Source organism: Bifidobacterium sp., assembly GCF_050874245.1.
Classification (GTDB): domain Bacteria; phylum Actinomycetota; class Actinomycetes; order Actinomycetales; family Bifidobacteriaceae; genus Bifidobacterium.
On record NZ_JBNMKH010000006.1, the window covers coordinates 1 to 25234 of the forward strand.

The following is a 25234-nucleotide window of genomic DNA, read 5'->3' on the forward strand; positions in this document are numbered from 1 at the left end:
CCGATTTCACGACAAAGGCCGAACCCGCGGCAACGTCGGCCGAACTGCTGCCTTCCGAAACCGAAACGAAGCTGAGCGTCGCCGGCGGCAAGGTGCAGCCGGGACAGACGGCCCGCGTGTACGTCGACAACCTGAAGGCTGATGCGAAGGCCAAGGCCGATGCGAACAGCCTGTTCTGGAACGCGTACATCTACTCCGAGCCGCGTGCGCTGACCAGCCCGGACGGGGCTCCGTTCGTGAGGGTCCAGAAGGAGCAGTCCACCGGCAAGTACTACTTCGACGCCGTGATTCCATCCGACCTGCCCGCCGGTGATCACAGAATCAGCGTGCAGGACGATAATGGCGCCGTGCAGGCGTTGACTGCGGTGACGGTGGGCGATGCCCCCGCGCAGACCGTCGACAAGTCCAAGCTGACCGCCGCGATCGAATCCGCCGGCAAGCTGGCCGAGAAGGACTTCACCTCCGCCTCGTGGACCGCGTTTTCCAAGGCGCTGGCCGATGCGAAGGCTGTCGCCGGCAAGCAGGACGCCTCGCAGGCTGAGGTGGATGCCGCCGTGAAGGGTCTGACGGATGCCCAGGCCGCATTGAAGAAGGCTGACGCCTCCAATGCGAAGCCGGCCAAGCCGAACAAGACGAACAACGGCAACAACGGATCGGCCAAGCCGTCGGGCGACAACAAGACCGCCGCGGACGGCAAGAAGGCTGGTCTGGCGCTGACCGGTGCGTCTGTGGCCGCCGTCGCTGGCGTGCTGGTGCTTCTGGCTGTGCTCGGTGCTGGTCTCAAGGTCATGAGGTCTCGCCGCTGAAACGGCTAATCGGTTTTCGAACCATTGACTGACGAGGGTAGGCAGCCGCTGGCTGCCTACCCTCTGTCATATCCAGTCGCGCTTTGATTTTCGTAGGTGTTTTGCATGGTTTTTGCCGGGATTCATGCTATCTCGGAGCGAGATGGTGCTTAGAGACTTGCCGATATAATCGACAGTAGATGAAAGCGAGGTGAATGCTGTTATGACGACTGTGACTATTGACCCGAAACCATTCGCCGTGGACAGGGATGCATTGGCGGCGTTCAGTGTGTTCGCCCGGTTTAAGGGAATGAGTATTGACGAGGCGCTGGGGGCTTATATCAATTCGTTCGCACCTCAGGTCAAGGGCGTTACCGTTGTCGGGCGTGATGCTGACGGTCCTGTGTTCGATATTCCGGATGCCTTGGTGTACGATCCCGAGTACGCCGATGATGGCGCGATGATGCTCCCTAAGGCATGGGACGATGACGACGCCTGAACCCAAGTCTGTGCCGAAGCACCTTCGTCGTTTCGATGTGGTGCGCGCTCTGGTGTATTTCGAGGAGCATGATGGACGCCGTAAGGAACGTCCGATGGTAATCATCCGTCTTTCCGGTGACGGGGAGACGGGCGTCGGTATCAAATGCACCAGTAACCCGACGTGGAGTGATAGGGAACATGGCGCAGTCCGTATCAGTCAATGGCAAGAGGCTGGGCTCGAACATGAGACGACGGCCAGATGCCGACAGCTAGTGAGATTTCGCAAGTCCAAGCTCATTGGATATTACGGCCGGCTGGATTCGGTGGATATCGAGGCCATCGCCGAGGCTTTGCCGCAGCTCAAGCCCGAGGAGTTCATTTGGCTCAGCGATGAGCGATGAGTGAAAGTGCTTGAGGCCGGTGTAATGATATTTTGGGCGGACGGGATTGCAGGTGAATCATCGTAAGCTAGATATCCCGGTAATCCCGCTGCCCAATGATACGGAATGCGCTGAGCTTTTATCGTTGTGAATTGACCTTGCAATGCCATTGGTTTCGTCGCAGGTCATCCACGCGCCGATTCCGTGGTCGGATCTTTTTGCAGGAGCAGGAAGACGAGGGCGGCGGCCAGCAGGATCGCGATCGACAGCACGCCGAGCGACGCGTTGCCGGTGATCGACGTGGTCGTGGCGACCAGGAAAGTGCCGATGATCGAAGCCGTCTTGCCGAAGATGTCGTAGAAACCGTAGTATTCGTTGGCGTGCTTCTTCGGAATGATCTTGCCGTAGTACGAGCGGGACAGCGCCTGGATGCCGCCTTGGAACATGCCGACGAGAATCGCCAGAATCCAGAATTCGAATGCGGAACGCAGGAAGAACGCGGCGAAGAAGACGATGCACATGTACGCCACCACCGCGACGGTGATCATGGTTTTCGCGCCGAAGCGGCCGGCCAGCTTGCCGTAGACGATGGCGCTCGGGAACGCCACGAACTGCGTGACGAGCAGCGCCACGACCAGCTGCGTGGAGTCGATGCCCAGCTGCGTGCCGTACGACGTGCTCATGGAGATGACGGTGTTGACGGCGTCGATGTAGAAGAAGAACGCGATCATGAACATCCACAGCGGCTTGTTCTTGCGGATCGCGCGGAATGTGGAGCCGAGTTCCGCGAACGTGCCGCGGATGGCCTCGCCGGTCTGGGACGCGGTGGCACGGTAATGCACCTGCTTGTAGCTGGTGAGCAGCGGGATGGTGAAGGCCACCCACCATGCGGCGGTGATGACGAACGAGGCGCGCGTGCAGGCCACGGTCGACCAGCCGAACAGCGCCGGACCGCCGAAGATCAGCGCGATGCACACGATGAACGGCACGGTGGAACCGATATAGCCCCACGCGTAGCCGTGCGAGGAGATGCGGTCCATGCGCTCGTTGCTGGTGGTGTCCACCAGCATGGAGTCATAGAAGGTGAGCGAGCCGTTGAGGCCGATGGTGGCCAGGACGCACACGATGAGGAACGCGAGCCAGCCGAGCGGCAGCGCCATCGCGCAGCACATGACCACGCCGGTCAGGAAGAAGCCGGTGAAGAACTTGATCTTCATGCCCTGCACGTCCGCGATGGAGCCGAGCAGCGGCATGAGCACGGCGATGACGAGCGACGCGATGGTCTGCGCGTAGCCCCAGGTGGACACGATGTTCGTCTCGCCCGCGGCCTTGAGCAGCGAATTCGTGTAGATCGGCACTACGGCGGTGGACAGCAGCACGAACGCGGAATTGCCGACGTCGTAGACGATCCACTTCTTCTCACGGGACGTCATTTTCTTGGAAGTCGCGGCGGTTTGTGCTGTTGCGGTCGCGTGCGATTCGGGGGCTGTATCGGTCAATGTTGACTCTTTTCGGCTCAATGTCAATCCTATGGCTCATCTTATTCCATATGCCATCGTATGGGCGCGCTGTGGTCATGGATGCCGCCCGACATGAACATCGTATGAACAAGTTAACGTGTGGAAAAAATACGAAATAAATGAGTTTCCGCGCCATTTCCGTCTATGCGGATCATTGCCCGCCACAGGTTGTTCCGTGAGACGGAACCTTCATGGCATGGCCCATCCGAGTAGGATAAGACTGATATCCGGTTCCGCAGATGCCGCTGTCGGCTGCTGTGGAACCGTGATGGTTCTTTTCCCGAATCGCGATCGCATGGCAAAGTCCGCCCTGCGGACGCCATATGACAAGGAGCCCTACCCATGGGTGCGCAGGTCCCGAACTCCCTTGACGCGAACGTGCGGATGCTACGGGCGGTATTGGAGCAGCCGCTGCCGGACGTGATCGACATGATTATCTACCGCGGCACCACTAACAACGCCGAACAGGCCACGCCATTCGAGCGTTTCGCAGCCCAACTGCTGGTTGAGGCCGGAGCGCAACGCATCCGCGATATCGCTGCCGAAAATGATCTCGAAGTGATCAGGCTGAGCACTTCGACGCGTTTCTGGATCCGCTGCGACGGCGGCGAGCTCACCGAAGAGCAACGTGACGTGCTGCAGATGGTCGAATCGGTGCTCAACCGCATCGACTACGCCGACGACGAAGCGCACGAGGCGCTGGCGGAAGGCGTGCCGGTCGCGCAGATTGACGAACGCTACTATCTGGCGAAATCGCAACAATTCCTGCGCAACGTATCCGGGGAGATCCGAGATATCGACGAATTGCAGGAAGGCGAGAACGAATTCCGCACCTTATGCGGTGTGGAAGCCGCGCGCGGCGGAAACTGGGACATCGGCACCCGCTTCGCCAACGTCTGCGAAGGCCTCGAACTGCCGTTCCGCCTGTCCTATCGGTTCGACGTGGATGCGCGGACCGGCGTGATGGTGGTGCGCTACGGCATTCCGAAGCCGTCGGTCATGCCGGTCGCTCCGCAGTATCGCGACGGTTTCGTCTCCGCATATGCCGTGCGATTGGCCGGTCTGCTGGCATGGGGCGCGTTCTCGTCCAGCGTGCGGCTCACGCAGGTCGATCTGACCGGCTGCGTGGGCGACGCGGACGGCGTCCCCGTGATCTCCATGGGTTTCGATCGCGTGCCGTTCATGATGGGTGCGTTGCCTGCCATGAAGAAGGGCGATTGCGACGCCGTGCCGTTGGACGTGGATCCGCTTGCCCTGCTCAATATTCTGCGTCCGGTGCGTTATTCGGGCCATTTCGACACCAGTCGTGCGCTGACGCCGATCGAACCGCTCGCCATGCCGGCGGTGTTCCTGGAAAACCGTACTCCCGTATGGCAGGATCGGCGTGAATTGCCGGAACCGTTGCGTGGGCTGCTGCGTGCGGACCGCGCATGCGAGCTCGACGTCATGCACGAAGGGGATGTTCCCATCTCCGCCGCCGACATCGACGCCATCGTCGAGGAAAACAAGGACTCGCCGATGGTCGCCGAACTGCAACTCGAGACGGCCCTGGCGCAACTCGGCGAGGCAGTTGAGGCGAAAACCGGTTCCAACGGCGAGAAACCGCTGTATTGCAACCGCCCGGCCAGTCGCATGATGGTCTCTCTGCTCGACGGCGACGAGCGGACCCGATACTGGAAAATACCGGACGCAATCGTCGACGTGCACCGGAACCTCGGCGAGCTTGCACTGGATAATGGCGATTTCGAACGGGCCGAACGGGAAAGCAGGACCTGCGTCGACCTCGGACCGACCTGTGTGCAGCTCCGCGAAGGGCTTTCGCAGGTATACGGGAGGAACGGGGATTTCGGCAAAACCGCGGACACGCTCGTCGAGGCGCTGAAGCTGGCTGTGACGCCGGTCGATTGCGAAGTGCTGTACTACCGGCTCGGATACGCGCTGTGGAGGATCGGACGACTGCCCGAGGCGCTCGCCTGCTATGCGATGATGGTGGGTGGAGGCACGCCGTTCCGCCATTCCGCGAAGGATGAGGCCTACGAGTTGAGCCAGCAGATGGGACTGGCTTCGCCGGATATGACCCCCGCCGAAGCCCATGCCGCGTTACGTGCTGGCAATGTGCCCGTGGCTCCGTCGGATACTGTGCTGAACGTGCTGGCACGGGCCGCCATAGGGCTGACCGACGCCGGTTTTCCACTGCTCGCGTATGACGCGGCTTGGGTGCTGGGCATGCGCGGCGGTGGAGACGTGGTCGCCTCGATGTCCGCCAGCCTGCGCTACGGCGTGGAGTGGAAGGACGATGTTGACTGACGCAAAACGGCGGAATATGGGGAATCACATACGATTTCCATCCACAGGTTTTGCGATTGGCCGGGGCTGGTTGTATAGTTGAGAAGTTGTGTGTTCTGCCATGCACTTCGCTGTGTGACATCGAACGCGCAGACTTGCAAGTCAATAGTAATCATAGGGAGTCCATTATGGCAGCTCGTTGCGCAGTGTGCGGCAAGGGACCGCAGACCGGTTTCACCGTTTCGCACTCACATATTCGCAATAAGCGCACCTTCCGCCCGAACCTGCAGCCGGTTCGCACCACCATCGACGGCGAGAACGTTCGCGTTCGCGTCTGCGTGAAGTGCATCAAGGCTGGCAAGGTCCAGCGCGTTGAAGCGTGAATCGCGAAATAACAGCTTGAAACCCCGGTAAGCCGATTCGGCCGCCGGGGTTTTGCTTTATCTGCGGTGGTGCTGTTGTTTGTGCCCCTGTTGCCCGTGCCTCTGTTTTCTGCATGCCTCACAATGGTGGGGAATTCCGCCCGCCGCACAATCATCCCGTCGTGACACAATGGAGTGTTATGAGCACCACACTGGAAACCCCGATTTCTTCTATCGAAAGCAACCGTCGCAGAGTCGGTGCGTTGAAATCGCTGGGTGTGGTGTCGGTCGGCGACGCGCTGACCTACTATCCGTTCCGCGTCACCGACCCCGTGCCGGCGAAGGCGCTGCGCGAAGCGAAAATCGGGGAGAAGATGGCGTTCGCCGCGCATGTGCGGGACGTGCGCGTATTTCCGATGGCCCGGCGCGGATTCCGTCTGATCGCCGACGTGGACGATGGCGATTTCGCGCAAAGCAGGCGGCAGAGCGCTTCCGTGGCGTCGCTGGTGTTCTTCTCCTACCGGAAATCGTATGTCGATTGGATCCAGCGTAAGCTGCGTCCGGGCGCGCTGCTGGTGGTCGCGGGGGAGCCGAGCGTATACAACGATCGCCTGCAATTCACGCATCCCGACCTGCTGACCGTGGATCCGGCTGCCGAGCGTACGGAGGACGAGCGTGCGGAATGGGACGACGGCTTCGGCGAAATCGACGGAACCGGCTTCGGTGAAAGCAGCGGAGTCGACGGAAGCAATGGAACGGCGGGTTTCGCGGGGAATTTCGCCGCGCCGAACGTCCACACGGGCAGTCTGAAATACGATGCGGAATCGATTCCGGAGGCGTTGCGCCACGTGTGTCGCCCCCGGCCCGTATATCATGCGAATTCGCGGATTTCCAGCGAACACATTCACGAATCGATTGAAAAATGCATGGATGCGCTGTGTGGCGACGAGTACGCGGCCGCCCAGGCGGCCCGTGCCATGCAGCAGGATGGGGCACCTGACGCGCAAAACGGGGAATCCGACCTTCCACAGGCCGATCGCGAAGCCCGGACCGAAGCGCTGGCTGTCGCGGTTCCGGACATCATGCCGGAACGGTTCCGTGCGGAACATGGGCTGATGCACCGCGCTGAGGCGTTCATGGCGATCCACGATCCGCAGGACCGTCGGCGATTCGACGAAGCGTTGAGGACGTTGCGTTACGAGGAGGCGCTCGTCTGTCAGACGGCGCTGGTGCAGTCGCGCGATTCGTCGCGCAAGGCCAAGGCGACGGTCTGCGCCGACACTCGTCTGAAGGACGATTTCGTGGCGTCGTTGCCGTTCACGCTGACGGACGGGCAGCAGCGGGTCATCGACGACATCTCCTCGGACATGGCACGCGATTACCCCATGCAGCGTCTGCTGCAGGGCGAGGTCGGTTCCGGCAAGACCGTGGTGGCGGTCGCGGCGATGATGCAGGCCGTCGGTTCCGGCAAGCAGGCGGTGCTGGTGGCGCCGACGCAGGTGCTGGCCGAACAGCATTACGAAAGCATCCGCGGCATGGTCGAGCGTATGCACGATGCCGCGCAATCCGGGGAATCCGACGAAAAAACAACCCACAATGGCACTGTGGACAAAGGTGGACAAGTCGGCGCGGATGGCGGAACGACGTCGCCGGATGGTGGACAACCGGCCAATCGGCAGACGGACCAATCGGAAGAAGACATCCCGGTGCTGCTGCTCACTGGCGGCATGAGACTCGCCGTCCGCCGGCGCGTGCTCGCCGCGGCCGCCTCCGGCAAACCGTGCATCGTGGTGGCCACGCATGCCGCATTCTCCAAGACCTTCCAAGCGCCGAACCTCGCGCTGGCGGTGATCGACGAACAGCACCGCTTCGGCGTGGAGCAGCGCGAATCGTTGAACGGCAAAGGAACCACGGCCCCGCATCTGCTGGTCATGACGGCCACGCCGATTCCGCGCACCGCCGCCATGACCTGGTTCGGCGACCTTGACATCTCCTGGCTCGCCGAGCTGCCGGGCGGCCGCAAGCCGATCCGCACCTTCATCGTGCCGGAGGAGAACGGCTCGCTCATGGCGGAGATGTTCGGCCTGATCCGCCATCGTATCGACGCGGGGGAGCGTGCCTACGTGGTCTGTCCGCGCATCGACGCGGATTCCGAGGACGCGGATACGGCGTCTGGCGCGGAGGATGCGGAAGTGGGTTCCGCATTCGACGACATGTATGATCTGGGCGAGGACGACGCGCAGCGCGAGCAAAGGCCGCCATTGCACGCCGTCGCGGAAATCGCGGAACGATTGCGATCGCTGCCGCAGTTCGCCGGCATTCGCATAGCCACGCTGACCGGACGCGACGACGACGCGACGAAGACGCAGGTCATGGCCGATTTCGAATCCGGAAAGACACCGGTTCTGGTGGCCACCACCGTCATCGAAGTCGGCGTGGACGTGGCGAAGGCCAGTTGCATGGTGATTTTCGACGCCGACAGGTATGGATTGTCGCAGCTGCACCAGCTGCGCGGACGTGTGGGCCGTGGCGGCACCGAATCGGGCGCGTTCCTGATTTCGCGCGCACCGGAAGGCAGCGACGCGGCGAAGAGACTCGAAGTGATTTCCGGTACGTTGGACGGCGCGGAAATCGCACAGGCCGATCTTGAGTTCCGTGGCGCGGGCGACGTGCTCGGCGACGCGCAATCCGGCGGAAAGTCGGGCTTGAAGCTGCTGCGCGTGGTCAAGGATGTGAAGATCATCGAGGATGCTAGAGCCGAGGCCCTGAAATTGGTGGCGGAGGATTCCGTCCTGCTGGATTACGTGCAGCTTGCGGGCGCGGTGCTGGACTTCACGCGCGGCAACGAGACGTTCCTGACCAGCAACTAGGCTGTGACGATATGCGCGTGATTTCAGGACGATTCAAAGGCGTGGCGTTGACCACGCCGAAGTCGGGCACCAGACCCACCACCGACCGTACCAAGGAGGCGATCTTCTCGCACCTCGATTCATGGGGAGTGCTGGACGACGCGCGCGTGCTCGACCTGTTCGCCGGAACCGGGGCGTTGGGCATCGAGGCGTTGAGCCGTGGCGCGCGCGAACTCGTGGCGGTGGAATCGGCCGCTCCGGCCGCGACGCTGATCGCACAGACGCTGACGGCGCTGAAGCGCAATCGTGCATGGGAGCAGGGCATGAGCGCCCGAGTGATCAAGGCCCGCGCGGAGAAATACGCGGCCTCCGCCTCCGCAGTGGCTCCGTTCGACGTGATCTTCATCGATCCGCCGTACGCGTTCGAAACCGAGGCATGCAATCAGTTGCTGGCCGATCTGGCGGCTCGCGAGCTGACCGGCAGCGGCACCGTGATCATGCTGGAACGCTCCACGCGTTCCGCCGAGCCGACCGCCCCGGAAGGCTGGGCCATCTCCGATCGCCGCGATTACGGCGAAACCGCCGTCTACTACATCGAACCCGTTGCCTCTGGCGCGGCTGATGGCTCCGCTGAGGAAGGCCTCTGATCCTCATTTCCGCCGCTGTCTGGCGCCCAAAAGAGGCAATCAGTGCCGACGCGGATGTTCGCCGGAGACTTCCCATCCCAAAGCCATAAGCGTCTTGCGATCCGCCTTGTCGAGCTTCGTGCAGTCGAGGGCTCCGATGAGGTCCGGACGCAGCTCGTCGGTTTTGGCCAGCGCCTCGTCGCGGCGGAAACGGTCGACCTTCGCATGGTTGCCGGACAGCAGCACGTCCGGAACCTTGATGCCGCGCCAATCAGCCGGCTTCGTATACTGGCGGTGCTCCAGCAGCGCGTTCTCGCCCGTGTAGGATTCCTCCACGATCGACGCGGCATTGCCCATGAATCCGGGCAGCAGGCGGGTGATGGCCTCCAGCATGACGGACACGGCCACTTCGCCGCCGTTAAGCACGTAATCGCCGATCGAATATTCGCGCACGTCAACGCCCTGCGCGCGGTAATACCGCGGAATGCGCGCGTCGTAGCCCTCGTACCGTCCGCAGCCGAACAGCAGATGGTCGGCGTGGCTCAGCTCCGTCGCGTCCTGCTGTGTGAATAGGGGAGCGGACGGGTTCGGGAAGATCAGCACCGGACCGGGAGCGGCGGTTTCTGCTCTGTCGGCTTCGCCCGCCGCGCCATCCGCGGAGGTTTGGGACTCGGAAGACGGGGCCCCGTCATCGTCTTCATTGGCATCGGATGCGATTGTGGCCGGTTCGAGATGCAGCAGCTCGTCAAGGCATTCGCCCCACACCTCGGGCTTCATCACCATGCCCGCGCCGCCGCCGACGGGGGTATCATCGACGGAATGGTGCACATCGTGCGTCCAGTCGCGCAGATTGTGCGCGGTGACTTCGACGAGGCCTTTCTCCTGTGCCTTGCCAAGCAGACTCAGATTCAGCACTTCGAAATATTCCGGGAACACGGACACGATATCGATCTTCATAATGTTCCACAATACCGGCATGCCTGCCAAGACGCCTGTCAAGCGGAGCTGATGCGTCCGTATATGCGAAAAGGCGCTGGCACGAAGCCAGCGCCTTTGGAAAGCGACGGGGTCAGAGCCCTGGAATGAGCCCGCCCGGCGGATCGAGGGTCAGATATCCGCCCTCGAGGTCGATGTCCGGCACAAGCTCGTCCACGAACGGCACGAGCGCGCTGTTCTCGACCACCACGCCATCGGCGTCCTTGACGGGATTGGCCAGACGGATCTTGAGCAGCCATTGGGCCACTTCGATCACATCCACCACCTTGCCGACCACGGTGCCGGGCTCGAGTCCCAGCGTATTGCTTTCGGCAAGGCGTGCCTCAAGACCGATCAGGTCCTTCGGGTACCACTCGTCCGCCTCAAGCATCTCCTCCGGATCGTCCGCCTCGCCATACAGCACCACGCCATTGGCGGCCTCGGACGCATCGCGGTCGTCGATGCCCTCGAATTTGATGATCCAACGGTTCTTGAAGGTACGGGAGCTTTCCACCACGTACTCTTCCTCGCCGTCCTTCGTATACAACACAGCACCGGGAGCGAACCGGTATTCCGGTTCGTCCGTGAAGATCTGCACGGTGACCTCGCCCTTGAGCCCCTGCGCACGCCCGATACGACAGACCCTCAGCAGCTCAAGCTGTTGAGGGTCGTCGGAATGCATATCACGCACCACGCTAGGATCTCACCTGCGCACGTCCATGATGTCGACGCGCACCTTGTGGTCGGCCAAGGCCTGAACCACGGTGCGAATCGCATTCGCCGTGCGTCCGCTACGGCCGATGACGCGGCCGATGTCCTCGGGGTTCACGCGCACGCGAATAAGCTCGCCGCGCGGATTCTCATGGGACTTCACCGAAACATCATCGGGAAAATCGACGATGTTCTTGATCAGATGTTCCACAGCCTGGGCGAGCATGGTCACTCGGCTTCCGCAGCCGGCTCTTCAGCCGGAGCTTCCTCGGTGGCGGCGGCTTCGGCCTCAGCCTTGGCCTTGGCGTCAGCTTCGGACTTGGCGGCCTTCAGCTTCTGGGCCTGAGCCTCAACGGCCTCGACGCGAGCGGCGGCATCCGGGCCAGCCTCAACGGTCTTCAGGGTGCCTTCGGCACCGTCGAGACCCTTGAACTTCTGCCAGTCGCCGGTGATCTTCAGCAGGTTCAGCACCTGCTCGGTCGGCTGAGCGCCAACGCCGAGCCAGTACTGAGCGCGCTCAGAGTTGATGTTGATGGTCGAAGGCTGGGTGTTCGGGTTGTAGGTACCGATCTCCTCGATGGCGCGGCCATCGCGCTTGGTACGGGAATCCATGATCACCACGCGGTAGAACGCGTAGAACTTCTTACCCATGCGCTTCAGACGAATCTTGGTTGCCAAAATGGCTCTCCTTGTAACTAGGGGTGTGTGTTTCGTGTTCTGTGTGGGGCACGGAATCCGAAACCCACGTGTTCCTCGCGTCACGCGATTGGTAGAGGGCCTCGCGCGCGCGAATAACTGGCTAATTATAACCGTGGGGTATGGACGCGCGGCGGCTGCGGTCGCGCCGGCGCGGTTCCAAGGATGCCGGGGCATTGGGCATTCGTGAGGTGTTTGGGCGGGTTTGGCTACCCGATGTGCCGGCATCGGACGAAGCCACTATGCTAGGGCGGTTGTTGGCGATGTTTTCGCGCGGCTGCTCACGGCCGCGCCAAGGGGGTTTGCATGGCTATTGCGCTGTGGATCGTGTTGCTGGTATGCGTTGTGTGGATCGCATTGAGCGAAATGCCGGTCGGCTGGGACGGCCATCTGCCGTTGCCGTATCTGATCGCGTTGACGCCGTTGCTGTGGATTCCCACGCTGGCGATCGCCATCGCCGGTCTTGCGATGCACGACACCGCGCTCGCCGTCGTCGCGGCCATCGCATGCGTCGCTTCCCTGCTGCGCAAAATCGCGTACTGGAACAACAATCTCACGTCCATCAACACGGCGCAGATGGTGGCCGACAAAATCGCCGAAAAGCGTGGAACATCCCGTGAAACACACGTGTCGACCGCTGCGGAAGCCGCGAAACATGGCCGTTTCCGCGTGATGACGCTCAACTGCCGATATGGGCGTGCCAACGCGGCCGCGATCGTCAGCGCCGTCAAGGAACGCGACATCGCCGTGCTCGCACTGCAGGAATTGACGGACGATCTGGTCGCGGCTCTGGACGAGGCCGGCCTGTCCGACCTGCTGCCGTACCGCCAGCTGGGTGAGAACAAAGAGACGGACAATGGCGGATTCAACGGCGTCTGGATTCGTGTGGAGCCGAGCGACACCTCGCCGGTCACCGTGGAAATCCCCGCCGCCGACGTACCGGGCGTATGCTTCCCGATCGATTCGATGCGTGGCATCACGTTCGTTTCCGCGCATCCGAAGTCGCCGATGCGCGGCTGCCGCGATTGGTCGGCCGGCATCCTCGGTCTGGGCGAGTTGGCCACGTCGCAGAAGAAGGGCGATATCACCGTGATCCTGGGTGACCTCAACTCCGGCACCGACCATCCGAGCTTCCGCGGACTGCTGGCCGCCGGATTCAAGGACGCCGCGCTCGATGAGGCGAAGGGCCGCCGTGCCACGTTCCCGTCGTGGATTCCGTGGCCGCGTCTCATCCTCGACCATGTGCTGTTCACCGCGGGACTGGACGCGTCCGACGTGCGCTCCTTCACGGTCAACGGCACCGACCATCTCGCGCTGGCCGCCACGTTGACGTTGAAATGACGTTGACGCGCTGCCGAAACGCCGTGCGAATAAACGAAGCCGCCGATGCCGGAAGTTGATTTCCGACATCGGCGGCTTCGTTTCGTATGTGCTTGTATGCGCGGCTTAGTGCAGCAGACCCGACAATCCGCCACCGAAGTTCGGCGGCAGCTCGCCAGAATCGCCCATCATATCCTGCAAACCGGCGGGAAGCGCCGGATTCTGCGGTTTCTTGGCGAACGCGGAACCGCTGGAAGAGCCACCGGAATTCTTGCCGGCGAGCTTATCGCGCAATGCCTTCTCCTCGGCCTCGCGCTTCATCGGATTGCCGGACTTGCCGCCCTTCTTCTTGTTCTTCTTGCCTTTGCCCTTGCCTTTGCCGCCGCCCATGGCCGGACCGCCGAAACCGGGGATACCAGCGCCGGCCTTGTTGCTCATGCGACGCATCATCTTCGCGGCCTGCTCGAAACGCTGCAGCAGCCCGTTGACCTGCGAGACGGTGACGCCGGAACCGTAGGCGATACGCGCGCGGCGGGAACCGTCGATGATGCTCGGATCGCGACGCTCGGCCGGAGTCATCGAACGGATGATGGCCTCCGTGCGGTCGATTTCCTTCTCATCGAACTGCTCAAGCTCCTTGCGGTGGGCCGCCATGCCCGGAATCATGCCGAGCAGGTTCTTCATCGGACCAAGCTTGCGCACCTGCTGAAGCTGGTCGAGGAAATCGTCAAGCCCGAAGGAGCCATCGGAGATCTTGACGGCGGCCTTGCGGGCCTCCTCCTCGTCGAACTGCTTCTGCGCCTGTTCGATAAGGGTGAGGATGTCGCCCATGTCGAGGATGCGGGAGGCCATACGGTCCGGATGGAAGACCTCGAAATCCTTCAGACCCTCGCCGGTGGAGGCGAACAGGATCGGCTTACCGGTCACGGACGCCACGGACAGCGCGGCGCCGCCGCGGGCGTCGCCATCCAGCTTGGACAGTACAACGCCGGTGAAATCAACGCCCTCATCGAAAGCCTTGGCGGTCTGTACGGCATCCTGGCCGATCATCGCGTCGATGACGAACAGGATCTCATTCGGCTGCACGGCGTCGCGGATGTCGCGGGCCTGCTTCATCAGCTCCTCGTCAACGCCGAGACGGCCTGCGGTATCAATGATGACCGTGTCATACAGCTTCTGCTTGGCAAGCTCGACGGCATCACGGGCCACCTTCACCGGATCACCGGTGGTCTGGCCGGGGGAGACGACCGCTTCGCCGCCATCGGACTGCACGCCCTTCTCCGGCGCGTACACCGGCACGCCCGCGCGCTCGCCGACCACCTGAAGCTGCGTCACCGCGTTCGGACGCTGCAGATCGGCCGCGACCAACAGCGGGGTGTGGCCGGAATCTTTCAGCCAGTAGCCCAGCTTGCCAGCCAACGTGGTCTTGCCGGCACCCTGAAGACCCGCGAGCATGATGATCGTCGGCGGATTCTTCGCGAAGTTCAGCGGGCGGTCTACACCCGCGCCGAGCACTGCGGTGAGCTCCTCGTTGACGATTTTCACCACTTGCTGGGCCGGATTGAGCGCTTCGGAAACCTCGGTGCCGAGCGCGCGCTCACGGATACGGCCGGTGAAGGAACGCACCACGTCGAGCGCCACATCGGCGTCGAGCAGCGCGCGGCGGATCTCGCGGATGGTGCCGTCGATATCAGCCTCGGAAAGCTTGCCCTTGCTCTTCAGATGCTTGAAGGCATTCGAGAGCCTATCTGTCAAAGAACTAAATGCTGCCATAATGTTCCTCAGTCTAGCCGTCGTGTGGGAAATATCGGGGCATGGCACGTTCGGGGCGCGGTCCAATTGTTGACGCCGTGCGGTGCTTCCTCGGATGAAGTTGTGCGGTGCTTTCAGGTGAAAACGACGAAATGGTGGTCTTTACGGATGAAATCAGGGTGGATTCCGTCCGCAAAGACCACCATTTCGGTGTGTCTTCGGCGCAAAGCGCGCAGTTACATCACTTCAGCGACCAAGTGGAGCCCTGGGGGCCGTCCTCGATGGCGATGCCGGCCGCGTTCAGCGCGTCGCGAATTGCGTCGGCCTTGGCGAAGTCCTTGGCCTTGCGGGCCTCGGCACGTGCCGTAAGCTGTTCGGAGATCAGCGCGTCGAGCGCATCATGCTCTGCGGATTCTCCCTCTCCGGCCTCGCCGCCAGCGGCGCCGCCGTTCGCCCACGGTTCCGCCAGCGGGTCCAGGCCCAACGTGTCGAGCATCGCGCGAACGTTGAGCAGCACCTCACGCACCTCGGCCTTGGCCGCGTCGGAATCGGCACGGTCGGCCAGCTTCGACAGCAGCGTGTTGCCGGAACGGATGGCGGTGAAAATCGCAGCGGTCGCACCGGACACGTTGATGTCATCGTTCATCGCGGCGACGAAGTCGGTCGGCAGCGCATCGGCGGAAACGGAAACGACCTCGGCACGGCTGGGCTGTTCGCCGATGGCGATGCCCGCACGCTCGATGAAGTTCGAGACGCGCTCATAGGCGGACTGCGCCTCGGCGAGCGTCTGATCGGACCATTCCAGCATCGAGCGGTACTGCACACCGCCCAGTGCATAGCGCACCACCCAGGCGGAATTGTTCGCCAGCACGGCCGGCACAGACAGGCCGTTGCCCAGCGACTTCGACATCTTCTCACCCTTGGCGGTCACCCAAGCCGAATGCATCCAACGCGCGGCCGAATCATAGCCGGCGGCACGGGTCTGGGCCATCTCGTTCTCATGGTGGGGGAATCGCAGATCAAGCCCGCCGCCATGGATGTCGAAACCATCCTTCAGATAACGGTGGCTCATCGCGGAGCATTCGATATGCCAGCCCGGACGGCCGGTGCCGAACGGGGTGTTCCAACGCGCGTCGAGCGGATCGGAATCCTTTGGCGCCTTCCACAGCGCGAAATCGCGCGGATCATGCTTGTCGGGGGAAGCGTCGGCCGGATCGACGGGATTGTACTTGTCATCACCCGCGTTGTCGACGGACGGACCCATCGCATCGGTCACCTTGGAAGCCTCATCCTCGACGGCGGTCTGCTTCTGGTGCGTCAGCTCGCCGTAATGCGGCCAAGAGGCCACATCGAAGTACACATTGCCGGTCGGTTCACCGTTCTCGTCACGCACCACGTAGGCGTGGCCGTTATCGATGATGCGTTGAATCATGTCGATCATGTCGCTCATATGGCCGGTGGCACGCGGCTCGACGGTGGGCGGCAGCACGCCCAGGTCGGCGTAGGCCTGGCTGAACTCGCGTTCGTAGTAGTACGCGCGGGCCCACCACTGCTGGCCTGCGGCGGCGGCCTTGTCAAGAATCTTGTCGTCGATATCGGTCACGTTGCGTACGAACGTGACCTGATAGCCGAGCTTGAGGAACCAGCGGCGCACGATGTCGAACGCCACGGCGGCGCGGATATGGCCGATGTGCGGCGACGACTGCACCGTCGCGCCGCAGACGTACATGCCCACTTCGCCTGGTTTGATCGGGGTGAACGTGCTGACGGCGTGCGAGGCCGTATCGTACAGCTTCAGTCCTGCAGCGGCCTTGGCCACTTGCGCCGAGACAAGCGTGCTCGGCATGACGGAAGCGTTGAAATCCTGCGGTTCCTGAGTGTTTGCCATGGCTCCTAGAGTAGGCATCAAACCAGACAAGGTGCGTGTGCGGCCGGTGCTCGCACGTCAAACGTTTGCCGTTTACGTGGGTCGTGCCACAATAGGGATTATGACTAAGCCGAAAGTGTTGATTTTGCAACATGTTCCGTGGGAGAAGCCGGGGCGCATCCTCGACAGTCTGGATGACATGGAGCTGCCATACCAGGTGGTGAATGTAGCCAAGACGAAGAAACCGGAACTGCCGAATTTCAACGAGGTCGCCGGCGTGGTGATCATGGGCGGACCGATGGGCGCGCTGGATTTCGACGAATACCCGGGACTGAAGGCCGAAGCTAAGCTGGCGCGCGCCGCCATCGCAGTAAACAAGCCGGTGCTGGGAGTGTGTCTGGGCCATCAGATCATCGCCACGGCACTTGGAGCGAAGCTCAAATCCGGCAAGGAGCCGGAGATCGGATTCGCTCCCATCAAACGCATCGACAAGCACGACTACTTCTCCATGTGGGACAAAACCATCAACGTGCTGCACTGGCATAACGACGTGGTCTCGCTGCCCGAAGGCGCGCAGCCGCTCGCACGATCCGCCGCCACCAAAAACCAGGCGTTCCGCTTCGGTTCAGCGCTTGGACTGCAGTTCCATCTCGAAGTCACACCCACCCTGCTGGAGGAATGGCTGGACGAGCCCAGCATGGTCAAGGACCTGAAGGCCGCGGGCGGGTCCAAATCCAAACTGCGCGAGGACTTCGCCGAATGCAACCCACGTCTGCAGCCCCTCGCCGACCAAGTGTTTTCGGGATTCGCCGCCCGTTGCAACACCCATGCCGCCACACTGCGGTAATCGTTGATATTCCCGGGATTTTCAAAAAGCCATATAATCGGCGGCATCAGGCCGTAACGGTCTTGCCGCCGTCCGTGTACAAGGAGGAACACCATGGCCATCAGCACCCGTATATCGCAAGCCCTTCAGGAACTACCCAAAACCGAACTCCACCTGCACATCGAAGGCACGCTGGAACCGGAACTCGCCCTGCGATTGGCGGAGCGCAACGGCGTCACGCTGCCGTTCAACGGACTTGACGACCTGCGTTCCCGCTACCATTTCGCCAATCTGCAATCCTTCCTCGACCTGTACTACCAGCTCATGGGCGTGCTGCGCACTCGCGAGGATTTCGCCGACCTGATGTTCGCCTACCTCACGCACGCGCACAAGGACGGGGTGCGCCGCGCGGAGATCTTCTTCGACCCGCAGGTGCATATGAACAACGGACTCGACTACAACCTTGTGCTTGATGGCCTGCAGGACGGCATCGCGCGAGGCCGCGACGCATACGGCATCGACGCCGCGCTGATCCTCAGCGTCGTGCGCGACCTGCCGGTCGAATCGGCACAGGCCTTGCTCGGCGCCGCGGCACCCCGCGCCAACGAACTGCTGGCGATCGGTCTGGACTCCGCGGAAGTCGGCTATCCGCCCGAACTGTTCGAACAGGTATACGAGCGTGCGGCGGACATGGGCCTGCATCTCGTCGCCCATGCCGGCGAGGAAGGCCCGTCGGAATACATCCGGCAGGCGCTGGACGTGCTGCACGTCGAACGCATTGACCATGGCGTGCGCATTGTCGACGACCCTGCGCTGGTGGAACGTGTGGCTGCGGAGGGTATCGGGCTCACCGTGTGCCCGCTGTCGAACCTGCGACTGCAAGTGGTCGACGACGTGGCCAAAGTGCCGATCCGCCAGCTGTTGGACGCCGGAGTACGCGTCACCGTCAATTCCGACGATCCTGCGTATTTCGGCGGATACATAGCATGCAACTACATGGCCCTCGCTGAAGCCGGGCTGTCGATGACGGCGCTCGCCACCATCGCAGGCAACTCGATCGAAGCGTGCTTCGCGCCGGAGGAGGGCAAGGCGGCTATGCGCACCGAGCTGGACCGGTGGAAGACGGAGTACGCCGATCTGCTGGCATGACCTTCGCCGGGTTTATGCAGGGCGGCATAATGCGAATGCTGGCCAGTGCGGTTTTTGTCGGAGCGTATCTGTGACGGGGAGTGCGAAGACAAACCGCAACATGGAACAGACGGAATAAGCGGCACGTTCGCGCGGTGCCACGCAATATGCGCGGGCACCTGCGTGGGCGGCGTGCGCGGGAGGAGAAACATATGCGTATGAACGCACAGACCGGGCGGCGCCCGGATAATCGAATGTTGTATGTCGGCGACATCGCCTTCACCCCCTCGCCGCAACGCCTGGTGGGCATCAGACGCGGTGTCGTCGCGGTGGAGAATGGCATCGTTTCAGGATGTTACGAGTCCATGGCCGACGTGCCGGCCCATTGGCGGAACGCGCCCAGAACCGACTTCGGCGATGCGCTGGTGATTCCGGGGTTCAACGACCTGCACATCCACGCCCCGCAATACCCGACCGCCGGGCTTGGCCTCGACAAGGAACTGCTTCCATGGCTGGAAACCTACACGTTCCCCGCCGAAGCGCGATTCGCCAGCTCCGATTATGCGCGGATCTGGTACCAGCGCTTCATCCAACGCATGTGGGAGGCGGGAACCCTGCGTTTCAGCGCGTTCGCGACCCTGCACCGCGAAGCCACGCTGACGCTCGCCCGACTTGCGCAGGAATCGGGACTCCGACCGATCATTGGCAAGGTCAACATGGACCGCAACGGTTCTGAGGAACTGAGCGAAAGCACTGAGGAATCCCTGGACAACACCGTTGCAGTCATCGAAACGATGCGCAGCGAGACACCCGACATCGGCTACATCGTCACGCCGCGTTTCGTGCCATCCACCACGCCCGAACTCATGCGCGGACTCGCCGACATCGCGCAACGATACGATCTGCCGGTGCAATCGCATCTGTCGGAGAATCGCGGCGAGGTCGCATGGGTGCGCGAACTGCACCCCGAATGCGCGTCGTACACGGACGTGTACGAACAGTACGGGCTGTTGCGGGACGGCAAAACGATCATGGCTCACTGCATCTACTTGGACGACGAGGAAATCGACACGTTGCGCCGCCACGATGTGACCGTGGCGCACTGCCCGCAGTCCAACGCCAATCTGACCAGCGGCATCATGCCGGCGCGGCGCTACCTGGAGCAGGGGCTGCGCGTCACCATCGCCAGCGACGTGGACGCCGGGCACGTGCCCGACATGAATCGTCATATCGCCGCCGCGGTCGCGGTGTCGAAGTTGCGGCAGACCCAATACGCCGACGAGACGGCATTGCGTCTGCCGGAAGCGTTCCATATGGCAACCAAGGAGCCGGGCAGGTTCCTGGCCGCGGCCACGGGGCAGGCACCCGCAGGGTCGTTCGAACCCGGATACGCGTTCGACGCGCTGGTGGTAGAGCCGATGACCTCGCCGTGGGAGCTGAGCGTTGCGGAACGCGTGGAGCAGTTTATCTACACGGGCACGCCGGCGAACATCAGCCACCGGTACGTGGCCGGGCGCGAGATTCCCCGCCCCTTCGCCGAATAGGCGCGGGATTTCGTGGCCGGGCGCGGGCCGTGGCGCTAACGAGGCGTGAATGGCTGCGGTCATGTGCGGGAAGTTAATGTCTTGAACGCGTTTGCTTGAACGCGTTTGGATGTGGCCGAGTGCTGTTGATCGGCGTCTGAGCGCTTTCCGTAGGTGGTTCTTTGACTCCGTAGGTGGTTGGGGCAAGTAATCGGGTTGCAGAAAGGCTTGGTTTCAGGCTTTTCCTTGCGTGGTATCTGAAGACAACCACCTACGGAAGCGGAAAACCGCCTACGGAATCCACTCTGGCATCTTGCATATCTCATTTTGGGGCAAACGGTCGGACGTGTGGCGAACAGGCCACCACACACCGTATTCGGTTTCGAAGTCATGGGTGCGAGCCGGGCGCATGACGGACGGGTACGGCACCGCCATCAAAGCGGGCAGGCGGGCCAAGTACGGGTCGGGCGCGTGTGGCGAACAGGCGGACTCGAAGAGCCGGCGCGGTGGCGGTGTTCCGCCGACGCGCTACATTGGTGCTTTATGCCGACTTATGATTTGGGACTTGAACACGTATCGCTCGCCTTCGCTACCAAGAACATCTTCACCGATGTGACGCAGGGCGTCTTCGAGGGCGACCGCATCGGCATCGTCGGCAAGAACGGCGATGGCAAATCCACGCTGCTGCACCTGTTCAAAGGCACGCAGGAGCCGGATTCCGGGCGCGTGACCATGCGCAATGGACTGACGTTCGGCATGCTCGACCAGCGTGATCCGCTTGACGACAACGCCACCGTGCGCGAGGCCGCGCTCGAGGGGCGCGAGGACTACGAGTGGGCGGCCGAGACCAGGTCGCGCGAGATTGTGGAGGCACTGCTCGGCGGCATCAGTCTGGATGCGAAGATCGGCTCCCTGTCCGGTGGTCAGCGCCGTCGCGCCGACCTGGCACGTCTGCTGCTCAAGGATTGGGATATCCTTGCGCTGGACGAGCCCACCAACCACTTGGATGTGGTGACCATCCACTGGCTCGCCGAACACTTGAAGAATCGTTGGCCTTCCGGTCAGGGCGCGCTGCTGCTCGTCACCCACGACCGCTGGTTCCTTGACGAGGTGTGCGAATCGATGTGGGAGGTCCACGATGGTGTGATCGACCCGTTCGAGGGCGGCTATTCCGCATACATGCTGCAGCGCGTGGAGCGCGACCGTCAGACCGATGTGCGCGAGACCAAGCGCCGCAACCTAGCCCGCAAGGAACTCGCATGGCTCACCCGCGGCGCCCGCGCGCGTTCCACCAAGCAGAAGTTCCACGTCAAGGCGGCGCGCGAGCTCATCGCCGACGTGCCACCGGTGCGCAACACCTTGGAGCTGAAGCAGATGGCCACTTCCCGTCTGGGCAAGCAGGTGGTCGATCTGATTGATGTGACGCAGATTTTCGAGCACGCGCAGGGCGAGGCGGATATCGACCCGGATGTGGCGGAGATGGAGGCGTCGGCCTCCCGCGTGGACGTGGTGCCGGCCATGTATGCCGAACCGCAGGCGCATGGTTCCGTTGAGGTGGCCGTAGACGATCTGACCGATCCGCGATTGGTGGACGCCGGCGTGCCCGAGGCGCGACAAGCCGCCGAACAGGCCGCACAGGCCGAGGAGCATGCGCAGGATTCGAGCGATGACGCTGCAGACACCGCTCCCGAAGTCACATCCGCAGCGCGGAAGGTCACCGTCACCGGCCGCAAGATCCTTGACGATGTGACCTGGCTGATTGGCCCCGGCGACCGTTTCGGCATCGTCGGCGCGAACGGTGCCGGCAAATCGACCCTGCTGAAGATCCTTGACGGCACAATCACCCCGACCGCAGGCCATGTGAACATCGGCAAGACCGTGAAGTTCGCAGTGCTCTCGCAACGCCTCGACGAGCTGGAGAAACTCGGCAAGTACAAGATCAAGGAAGTGCTCAGCCGCTACAAGCCGAGCTACATCGTGGACGGCAAGGAGACCACGCCGGGGCAGATGATGGAGCGCCTCGGCTTCGAATCCGCGCAGCTCATGACGCCGATCAAGGACCTCTCTGGCGGCCAGAAGCGCCGCATGCAGTTGCTGCTCATCCTGCTCGACGAGCCGAACGTGCTCATCATGGACGAGCCCGGCAACGACCTCGACACCGACATGCTCGCCGTCATGGAGGATCTGCTCGACACCTGGCCGGGCACGCTGATCGTCGTCTCCCACGACCGCTACCTGCTTGAACGCGTCACCGACCAGCAGTTCGCGCTGATCGGCGGCAAGATTCGCCATCTGCCCGGTGGCGTGCAGGATTATCTCGATATGACCGAGGCCATCAAGAATGGCAAGGACCCGTTCGCGGATGAGAAGGCCGGCAAGAATGGCAAGGGACGGAAGAGTGGCGATGCTGGCGATGCCGCTGCGGCTGGTTCCGCTGATTCCGCCGGTTCTTCCAGCGATGCCGAATCGAATGCCGCCGACGCCGGTTCGGCCGAATCCACGCCAAAGCTCACCGGCAAGGCGTTCCATGAGGCATCCAAGCGCGTCGCCGCAATCGAACGCAAGCTGGGCAAGCTGGAGGAGCAGAAGACCGATCTGGAATCGCAGATGGCAGCGCACGATCCGAGCGATTACGAGGGGTTGAACAAGCTCAACGAGCAGCTGCAGGCCGTCACGGACGAGTCCGAATCCCTCGAAATGGAATGGATGGAGCTCTCCGAACAACTCGAATAGCTCCCATTCCACCAGACCGACGCTGAGCCACCCCTCGCCGTCGGTTTCGCGGAACAGAGCATGCCAAACCGACGGTGAGAGGCCTGTAGGCGTCGGTTTGGCGGTATGGAATATACGAAACTGACGCTGGCGGTTCGCTCAGCGTCAGTTTAACGGAATAATTCGTCGTGGCTGCCGGTGCGTTCGAAGAACGCGACTGTGCCGTTCGATGACCAGATCACCAGCCAGTCCCCGGCGTTGGCGACATGGCATTCGTACCGTCCACGCCAATTGCCGGACAGGGTGTGCATGTTGTGGCGGCGGCGCAGCTCATCCAGTGTTTCCGGGGTGTTCTCCACCACCAGATCGATGACTTTTTCAAGCTCGGCCAGGTTCCAGTTACGCCGCTTGGCGTTCTTTTTCAAATCACGGCTGAAGGCCTTTGCGAAGTCGGCGGTCAGTCGACCCATCAGCGCATCGCCGCCTCGAGCAGGTCATGTCCGTTGGTAAAACGCCCCGCTTTGCCCGACGCCATGAAGCTGTCCGATTCGGCGGCGGCGCTCCGGCTCTCGTCATTGGGTTCTTCGGGAGCGAAGGTTAATGGGATGCGCCCGGTGTTCACCATCTGCTTGAACACCGCGCGCACCACCGACGAGAGATCCAGGCCGTAATATTCGGCCACGTCGGCGGCTGAACGCTTGAGATCGTCATCCATTCGTATGGTCAACGTCGATGCACTCATCAGAAACCTCATTCACTTGTATGTACAAACGCTAGATATTGTACGTACATTTTACCAAGGAAAGTGATTCCATCCAAGGCTGACAGCTGATTAGCCGACAGCTGATTAACCGCGTTGCGCGCCAGCTTGCCTAGCGAAGGCAATCGTCGAGCAATGCCTGCAGTAGTTCCAATACGCTGGTAACGCTGAATTCTGAGGATTCGTGCGAAGCCTCGATAGCGCCGTTCGCCGGGTTGATGCTGTATCCTCCACGCGGTACGTGCCGGAACGCGCCGAATGTGCAAGGCGCCACGCAGCAGGAAATCGCGAATAAGATAACGCAGCAGACGGTCCCGATGCCATATGCAAGCAGAGGCATGCAATCTTTTAGCATGAATGCCGATGCGTCGTCGACGGACAGCATGGGGCGGATTACGAACCACAGCAAGACCGATTGCGCAATCGCAAATGAGAGACCGGAAAGCAGTTCCTTGACGACGGACGGCGTTCCGCGGCGGAATACCATCGGGCGTGTGGGCGAATAGCTTTGTCCCCCTCGTAGTCCGGAACCGATGAACGCGTACCAGCAGGCGACAGTCGGAACGAGCATAAGAACGAACGCTAATTTGATGTTCTGATTAATGCCGTAAGCCGTTGGCAGACCGGCGTTGCCGATGATGCCTTTGATGATCAGACAGGACAACGCACATTGCGTCACGCAGATAAGCAGTTCGCCGATTGCAAGCAGAAACTGAATATGCATACCTCGCGTGCGTGTAGCGAGGATATGCGCATATCGCGGCGTGCCGGATGCGGTGGAATCGGGTGTAAGGCACGCGGGGCAGAGGGAACTGCATGCCTGATGATACTTAAGGCATTGCGCGCACCGTACGTAGGCCCCTGAATTTCGTGGAAGAAACCAAGGCAGCGCGATGAGCACGATGCCGATGCATAGCGCCGCAATCGCATGGATGGAATCAATCGTCATCTCGTCACATTCCCCCAACTGCACATAAAACTCTTCCACAAACCCGTGTCCAGTCTAGTGCTTTTGGATGTATGTTAGCCATTCGTGCGACAGCGAGGTGTGGTGTCGTATGGTTCGATGTCATATTCTCATTTTTACGGGAAGATGCAGTTGTTCCCGCTGGAGAAACCAATGGAGGTGTCTCATGAATCAAATGACGCGAAGAAGTCTCGGCTGTCTGTTGTCCGTTTTATTGCTGTGTTCATGCGTCGGATGTGCGAATCCCGCACATGAAACCTCTGATGGTAACGCTGTTCAGAGCAGCAGTAAAAACGATGATGCTGCTGAGCAAGCGTATAAAGCGTTTACTGTGGACGCTCTGGACCGTGTCGCCGTCGACGATCTCAATGACTCGGACAAATTGGTTCTGATAAACAAGTTGGGCGCGAAATCCGTGCACGGCGATGGCACTGTTCCGTTTTCCAAAAAGGTCGACGAAAACAATATGTACTATGTCGTTTCCATGTGCAAGCAGAAGGAACAGGCTCCTTACTCACTCGTCCTCTACAAAGATGGGCAGCCGCACACTCTGACCACGAGGGAAGCCTGTACGCCCAATGGAATAGAGACGGTCTCTCTTCCGGCGGAGAGCTTCCCTGGCGCGACATCATTGTCCATCATCAATATCGACAACACGGATCTCGTTGTCTCCGTATATGAAGTAAAGGAGAATCGTCAGGAATAACGT

The 25234-nt window shown here is 61.6% G+C and carries 22 protein-coding genes and 1 pseudogene; 13 read left to right on the top strand and 10 right to left on the bottom strand.

The features are described from left to right. The 3 genes and pseudogenes from ACR0P8_RS01245 to ACR0P8_RS01255 all read left to right on the top strand — a co-directional run. Positions 1-806: pseudogene (locus tag ACR0P8_RS01245) on the top strand (hypothetical protein); the annotation flags it as partial. A gap of 202 nt (positions 807-1008) precedes the next feature. Beyond that, complete coding sequence (locus tag ACR0P8_RS01250; RefSeq protein WP_432622923.1) at positions 1009-1284, top strand: hypothetical protein; 276 nt, start codon at positions 1009-1011, stop codon at positions 1282-1284. Continuing rightward, positions 1271-1666 carry a type II toxin-antitoxin system PemK/MazF family toxin gene (locus ACR0P8_RS01255; protein WP_432622925.1) on the top strand — a complete coding sequence of 132 codons (396 nt, stop codon included), beginning with the start codon at positions 1271-1273 and terminating at the stop codon, positions 1664-1666. The genes ACR0P8_RS01250 and ACR0P8_RS01255 overlap by 14 nt, the downstream gene beginning before the upstream one ends. Before the next feature lie 164 nt (positions 1667-1830). Here the strand turns inward: ACR0P8_RS01255 and ACR0P8_RS01260 are convergent, their stop codons facing one another. Beyond that, complete coding sequence (locus ACR0P8_RS01260) at positions 1831-3078, bottom strand: MFS transporter (protein WP_432623000.1); 1248 nt, start codon at positions 3076-3078, stop codon at positions 1831-1833. A 429-nt stretch (positions 3079-3507) separates the two neighbouring features. Here ACR0P8_RS01260 and ACR0P8_RS01265 point away from each other — a divergent pair, with 429 nt between their 5' ends. From ACR0P8_RS01265 to rsmD, 4 genes are all read left to right on the top strand, one after another. Next, positions 3508-5472 carry a tetratricopeptide repeat protein gene (locus ACR0P8_RS01265; protein WP_432622927.1) on the top strand — a complete coding sequence of 655 codons (1965 nt, stop codon included), beginning with the start codon at positions 3508-3510 and terminating at the stop codon, positions 5470-5472. Between the two features lie 167 nt (positions 5473-5639). After that, positions 5640-5834 (top strand): 50S ribosomal protein L28, encoded by a 195-nt coding sequence (rpmB, locus tag ACR0P8_RS01270; RefSeq protein WP_003807649.1) that lies wholly within the window; start codon positions 5640-5642, stop codon positions 5832-5834. A 179-nt stretch (positions 5835-6013) separates the two neighbouring features. Continuing rightward, complete coding sequence (locus ACR0P8_RS01275) at positions 6014-8683, top strand: ATP-dependent DNA helicase RecG (protein ID WP_432622931.1); 2670 nt, start codon at positions 6014-6016, stop codon at positions 8681-8683. 11 nt (positions 8684-8694) lie between these two features. Further along, complete coding sequence (gene rsmD, locus ACR0P8_RS01280; protein ID WP_432622933.1) at positions 8695-9309, top strand: 16S rRNA (guanine(966)-N(2))-methyltransferase RsmD; 615 nt, start codon at positions 8695-8697, stop codon at positions 9307-9309. 39 nt (positions 9310-9348) lie between these two features. On the opposite strand, the gene trmD is transcribed toward rsmD, so the two are convergent. The 4 genes from trmD to rpsP form a co-directional block, all read right to left on the bottom strand. Next, the gene (gene trmD / locus ACR0P8_RS01285; RefSeq protein ID WP_432622935.1) at positions 9349-10245 is read right to left on the bottom strand and encodes a tRNA (guanosine(37)-N1)-methyltransferase TrmD; all 897 of its coding nucleotides are present in this window, start codon (positions 10243-10245) and stop codon (positions 9349-9351) included. 112 nt (positions 10246-10357) lie between these two features. Then, a complete protein-coding gene (rimM, locus tag ACR0P8_RS01290; protein ID WP_432622937.1) occupies positions 10358-10945 on the bottom strand; it encodes a ribosome maturation factor RimM in 588 nt (195 codons plus the stop codon). A gap of 21 nt (positions 10946-10966) precedes the next feature. After that, complete coding sequence (locus ACR0P8_RS01295; protein ID WP_152234576.1) at positions 10967-11200, bottom strand: RNA-binding protein; 234 nt, start codon at positions 11198-11200, stop codon at positions 10967-10969. Between the two features lie 2 nt (positions 11201-11202). Beyond that, entirely contained in the window at positions 11203-11652 is a 450-nt protein-coding gene (gene rpsP / locus ACR0P8_RS01300; RefSeq protein ID WP_011742735.1) for a 30S ribosomal protein S16, read from the bottom strand. A gap of 324 nt (positions 11653-11976) precedes the next feature. On the opposite strand from rpsP, the gene ACR0P8_RS01305 reads away from it, so the two are divergent. Continuing rightward, entirely contained in the window at positions 11977-13011 is a 1035-nt protein-coding gene (locus tag ACR0P8_RS01305; protein WP_432622940.1) for an endonuclease/exonuclease/phosphatase family protein, read from the top strand. 105 nt (positions 13012-13116) lie between these two features. Here ACR0P8_RS01305 and ffh read toward each other — a convergent pair whose 3' ends face one another. Then, positions 13117-14763, bottom strand: coding sequence for a signal recognition particle protein (ffh, locus tag ACR0P8_RS01310; protein ID WP_432622942.1), 1647 nt, complete (start codon positions 14761-14763; stop codon positions 13117-13119). A 220-nt stretch (positions 14764-14983) separates the two neighbouring features. Continuing rightward, a complete protein-coding gene (cysS, locus tag ACR0P8_RS01315) occupies positions 14984-16630 on the bottom strand; it encodes a cysteine--tRNA ligase (protein WP_432622944.1) in 1647 nt (548 codons plus the stop codon). A gap of 100 nt (positions 16631-16730) precedes the next feature. On the opposite strand from cysS, the gene ACR0P8_RS01320 reads away from it, so the two are divergent. From ACR0P8_RS01320 to ACR0P8_RS01335, 4 genes are all read left to right on the top strand, one after another. Next, entirely contained in the window at positions 16731-17456 is a 726-nt protein-coding gene (locus ACR0P8_RS01320; RefSeq protein ID WP_026646985.1) for a type 1 glutamine amidotransferase, read from the top strand. 93 nt (positions 17457-17549) lie between these two features. Then, positions 17550-18584 (top strand): adenosine deaminase, encoded by a 1035-nt coding sequence (locus ACR0P8_RS01325; protein ID WP_432622946.1) that lies wholly within the window; start codon positions 17550-17552, stop codon positions 18582-18584. Between the two features lie 191 nt (positions 18585-18775). Further along, positions 18776-20107 (top strand): amidohydrolase family protein, encoded by a 1332-nt coding sequence (locus ACR0P8_RS01330; RefSeq protein WP_432622948.1) that lies wholly within the window; start codon positions 18776-18778, stop codon positions 20105-20107. Between the two features lie 522 nt (positions 20108-20629). Then, positions 20630-22819 carry an ABC-F family ATP-binding cassette domain-containing protein gene (locus ACR0P8_RS01335; RefSeq protein WP_432622951.1) on the top strand — a complete coding sequence of 730 codons (2190 nt, stop codon included), beginning with the start codon at positions 20630-20632 and terminating at the stop codon, positions 22817-22819. Positions 22820-22968: 149 nt separating this feature from the next. On the opposite strand, the gene ACR0P8_RS01340 is transcribed toward ACR0P8_RS01335, so the two are convergent. The 3 genes from ACR0P8_RS01340 to ACR0P8_RS01350 all read right to left on the bottom strand — a co-directional run bounded on the left by ACR0P8_RS01340 (position 22969) and on the right by ACR0P8_RS01350 (position 24507). After that, positions 22969-23268, bottom strand: a complete 300-nt coding sequence (locus ACR0P8_RS01340; RefSeq protein WP_432622953.1) for a type II toxin-antitoxin system RelE/ParE family toxin — start codon at positions 23266-23268, stop codon at positions 22969-22971. Further along, positions 23268-23540, bottom strand: a complete 273-nt coding sequence (locus ACR0P8_RS01345; RefSeq protein WP_432622955.1) for a type II toxin-antitoxin system RelB/DinJ family antitoxin — start codon at positions 23538-23540, stop codon at positions 23268-23270. Before ACR0P8_RS01345 ends, ACR0P8_RS01340 begins: the two co-directional genes overlap by 1 nt. A gap of 130 nt (positions 23541-23670) precedes the next feature. Next, positions 23671-24507, bottom strand: a complete 837-nt coding sequence (locus ACR0P8_RS01350; protein WP_432622957.1) for a hypothetical protein — start codon at positions 24505-24507, stop codon at positions 23671-23673. A gap of 184 nt (positions 24508-24691) precedes the next feature. On the opposite strand from ACR0P8_RS01350, the gene ACR0P8_RS01355 reads away from it, so the two are divergent. Then, a complete protein-coding gene (locus ACR0P8_RS01355; RefSeq protein ID WP_432622959.1) occupies positions 24692-25231 on the top strand; it encodes a hypothetical protein in 540 nt (179 codons plus the stop codon). The last annotated feature ends 3 nt before the right edge of the window (positions 25232-25234 follow it).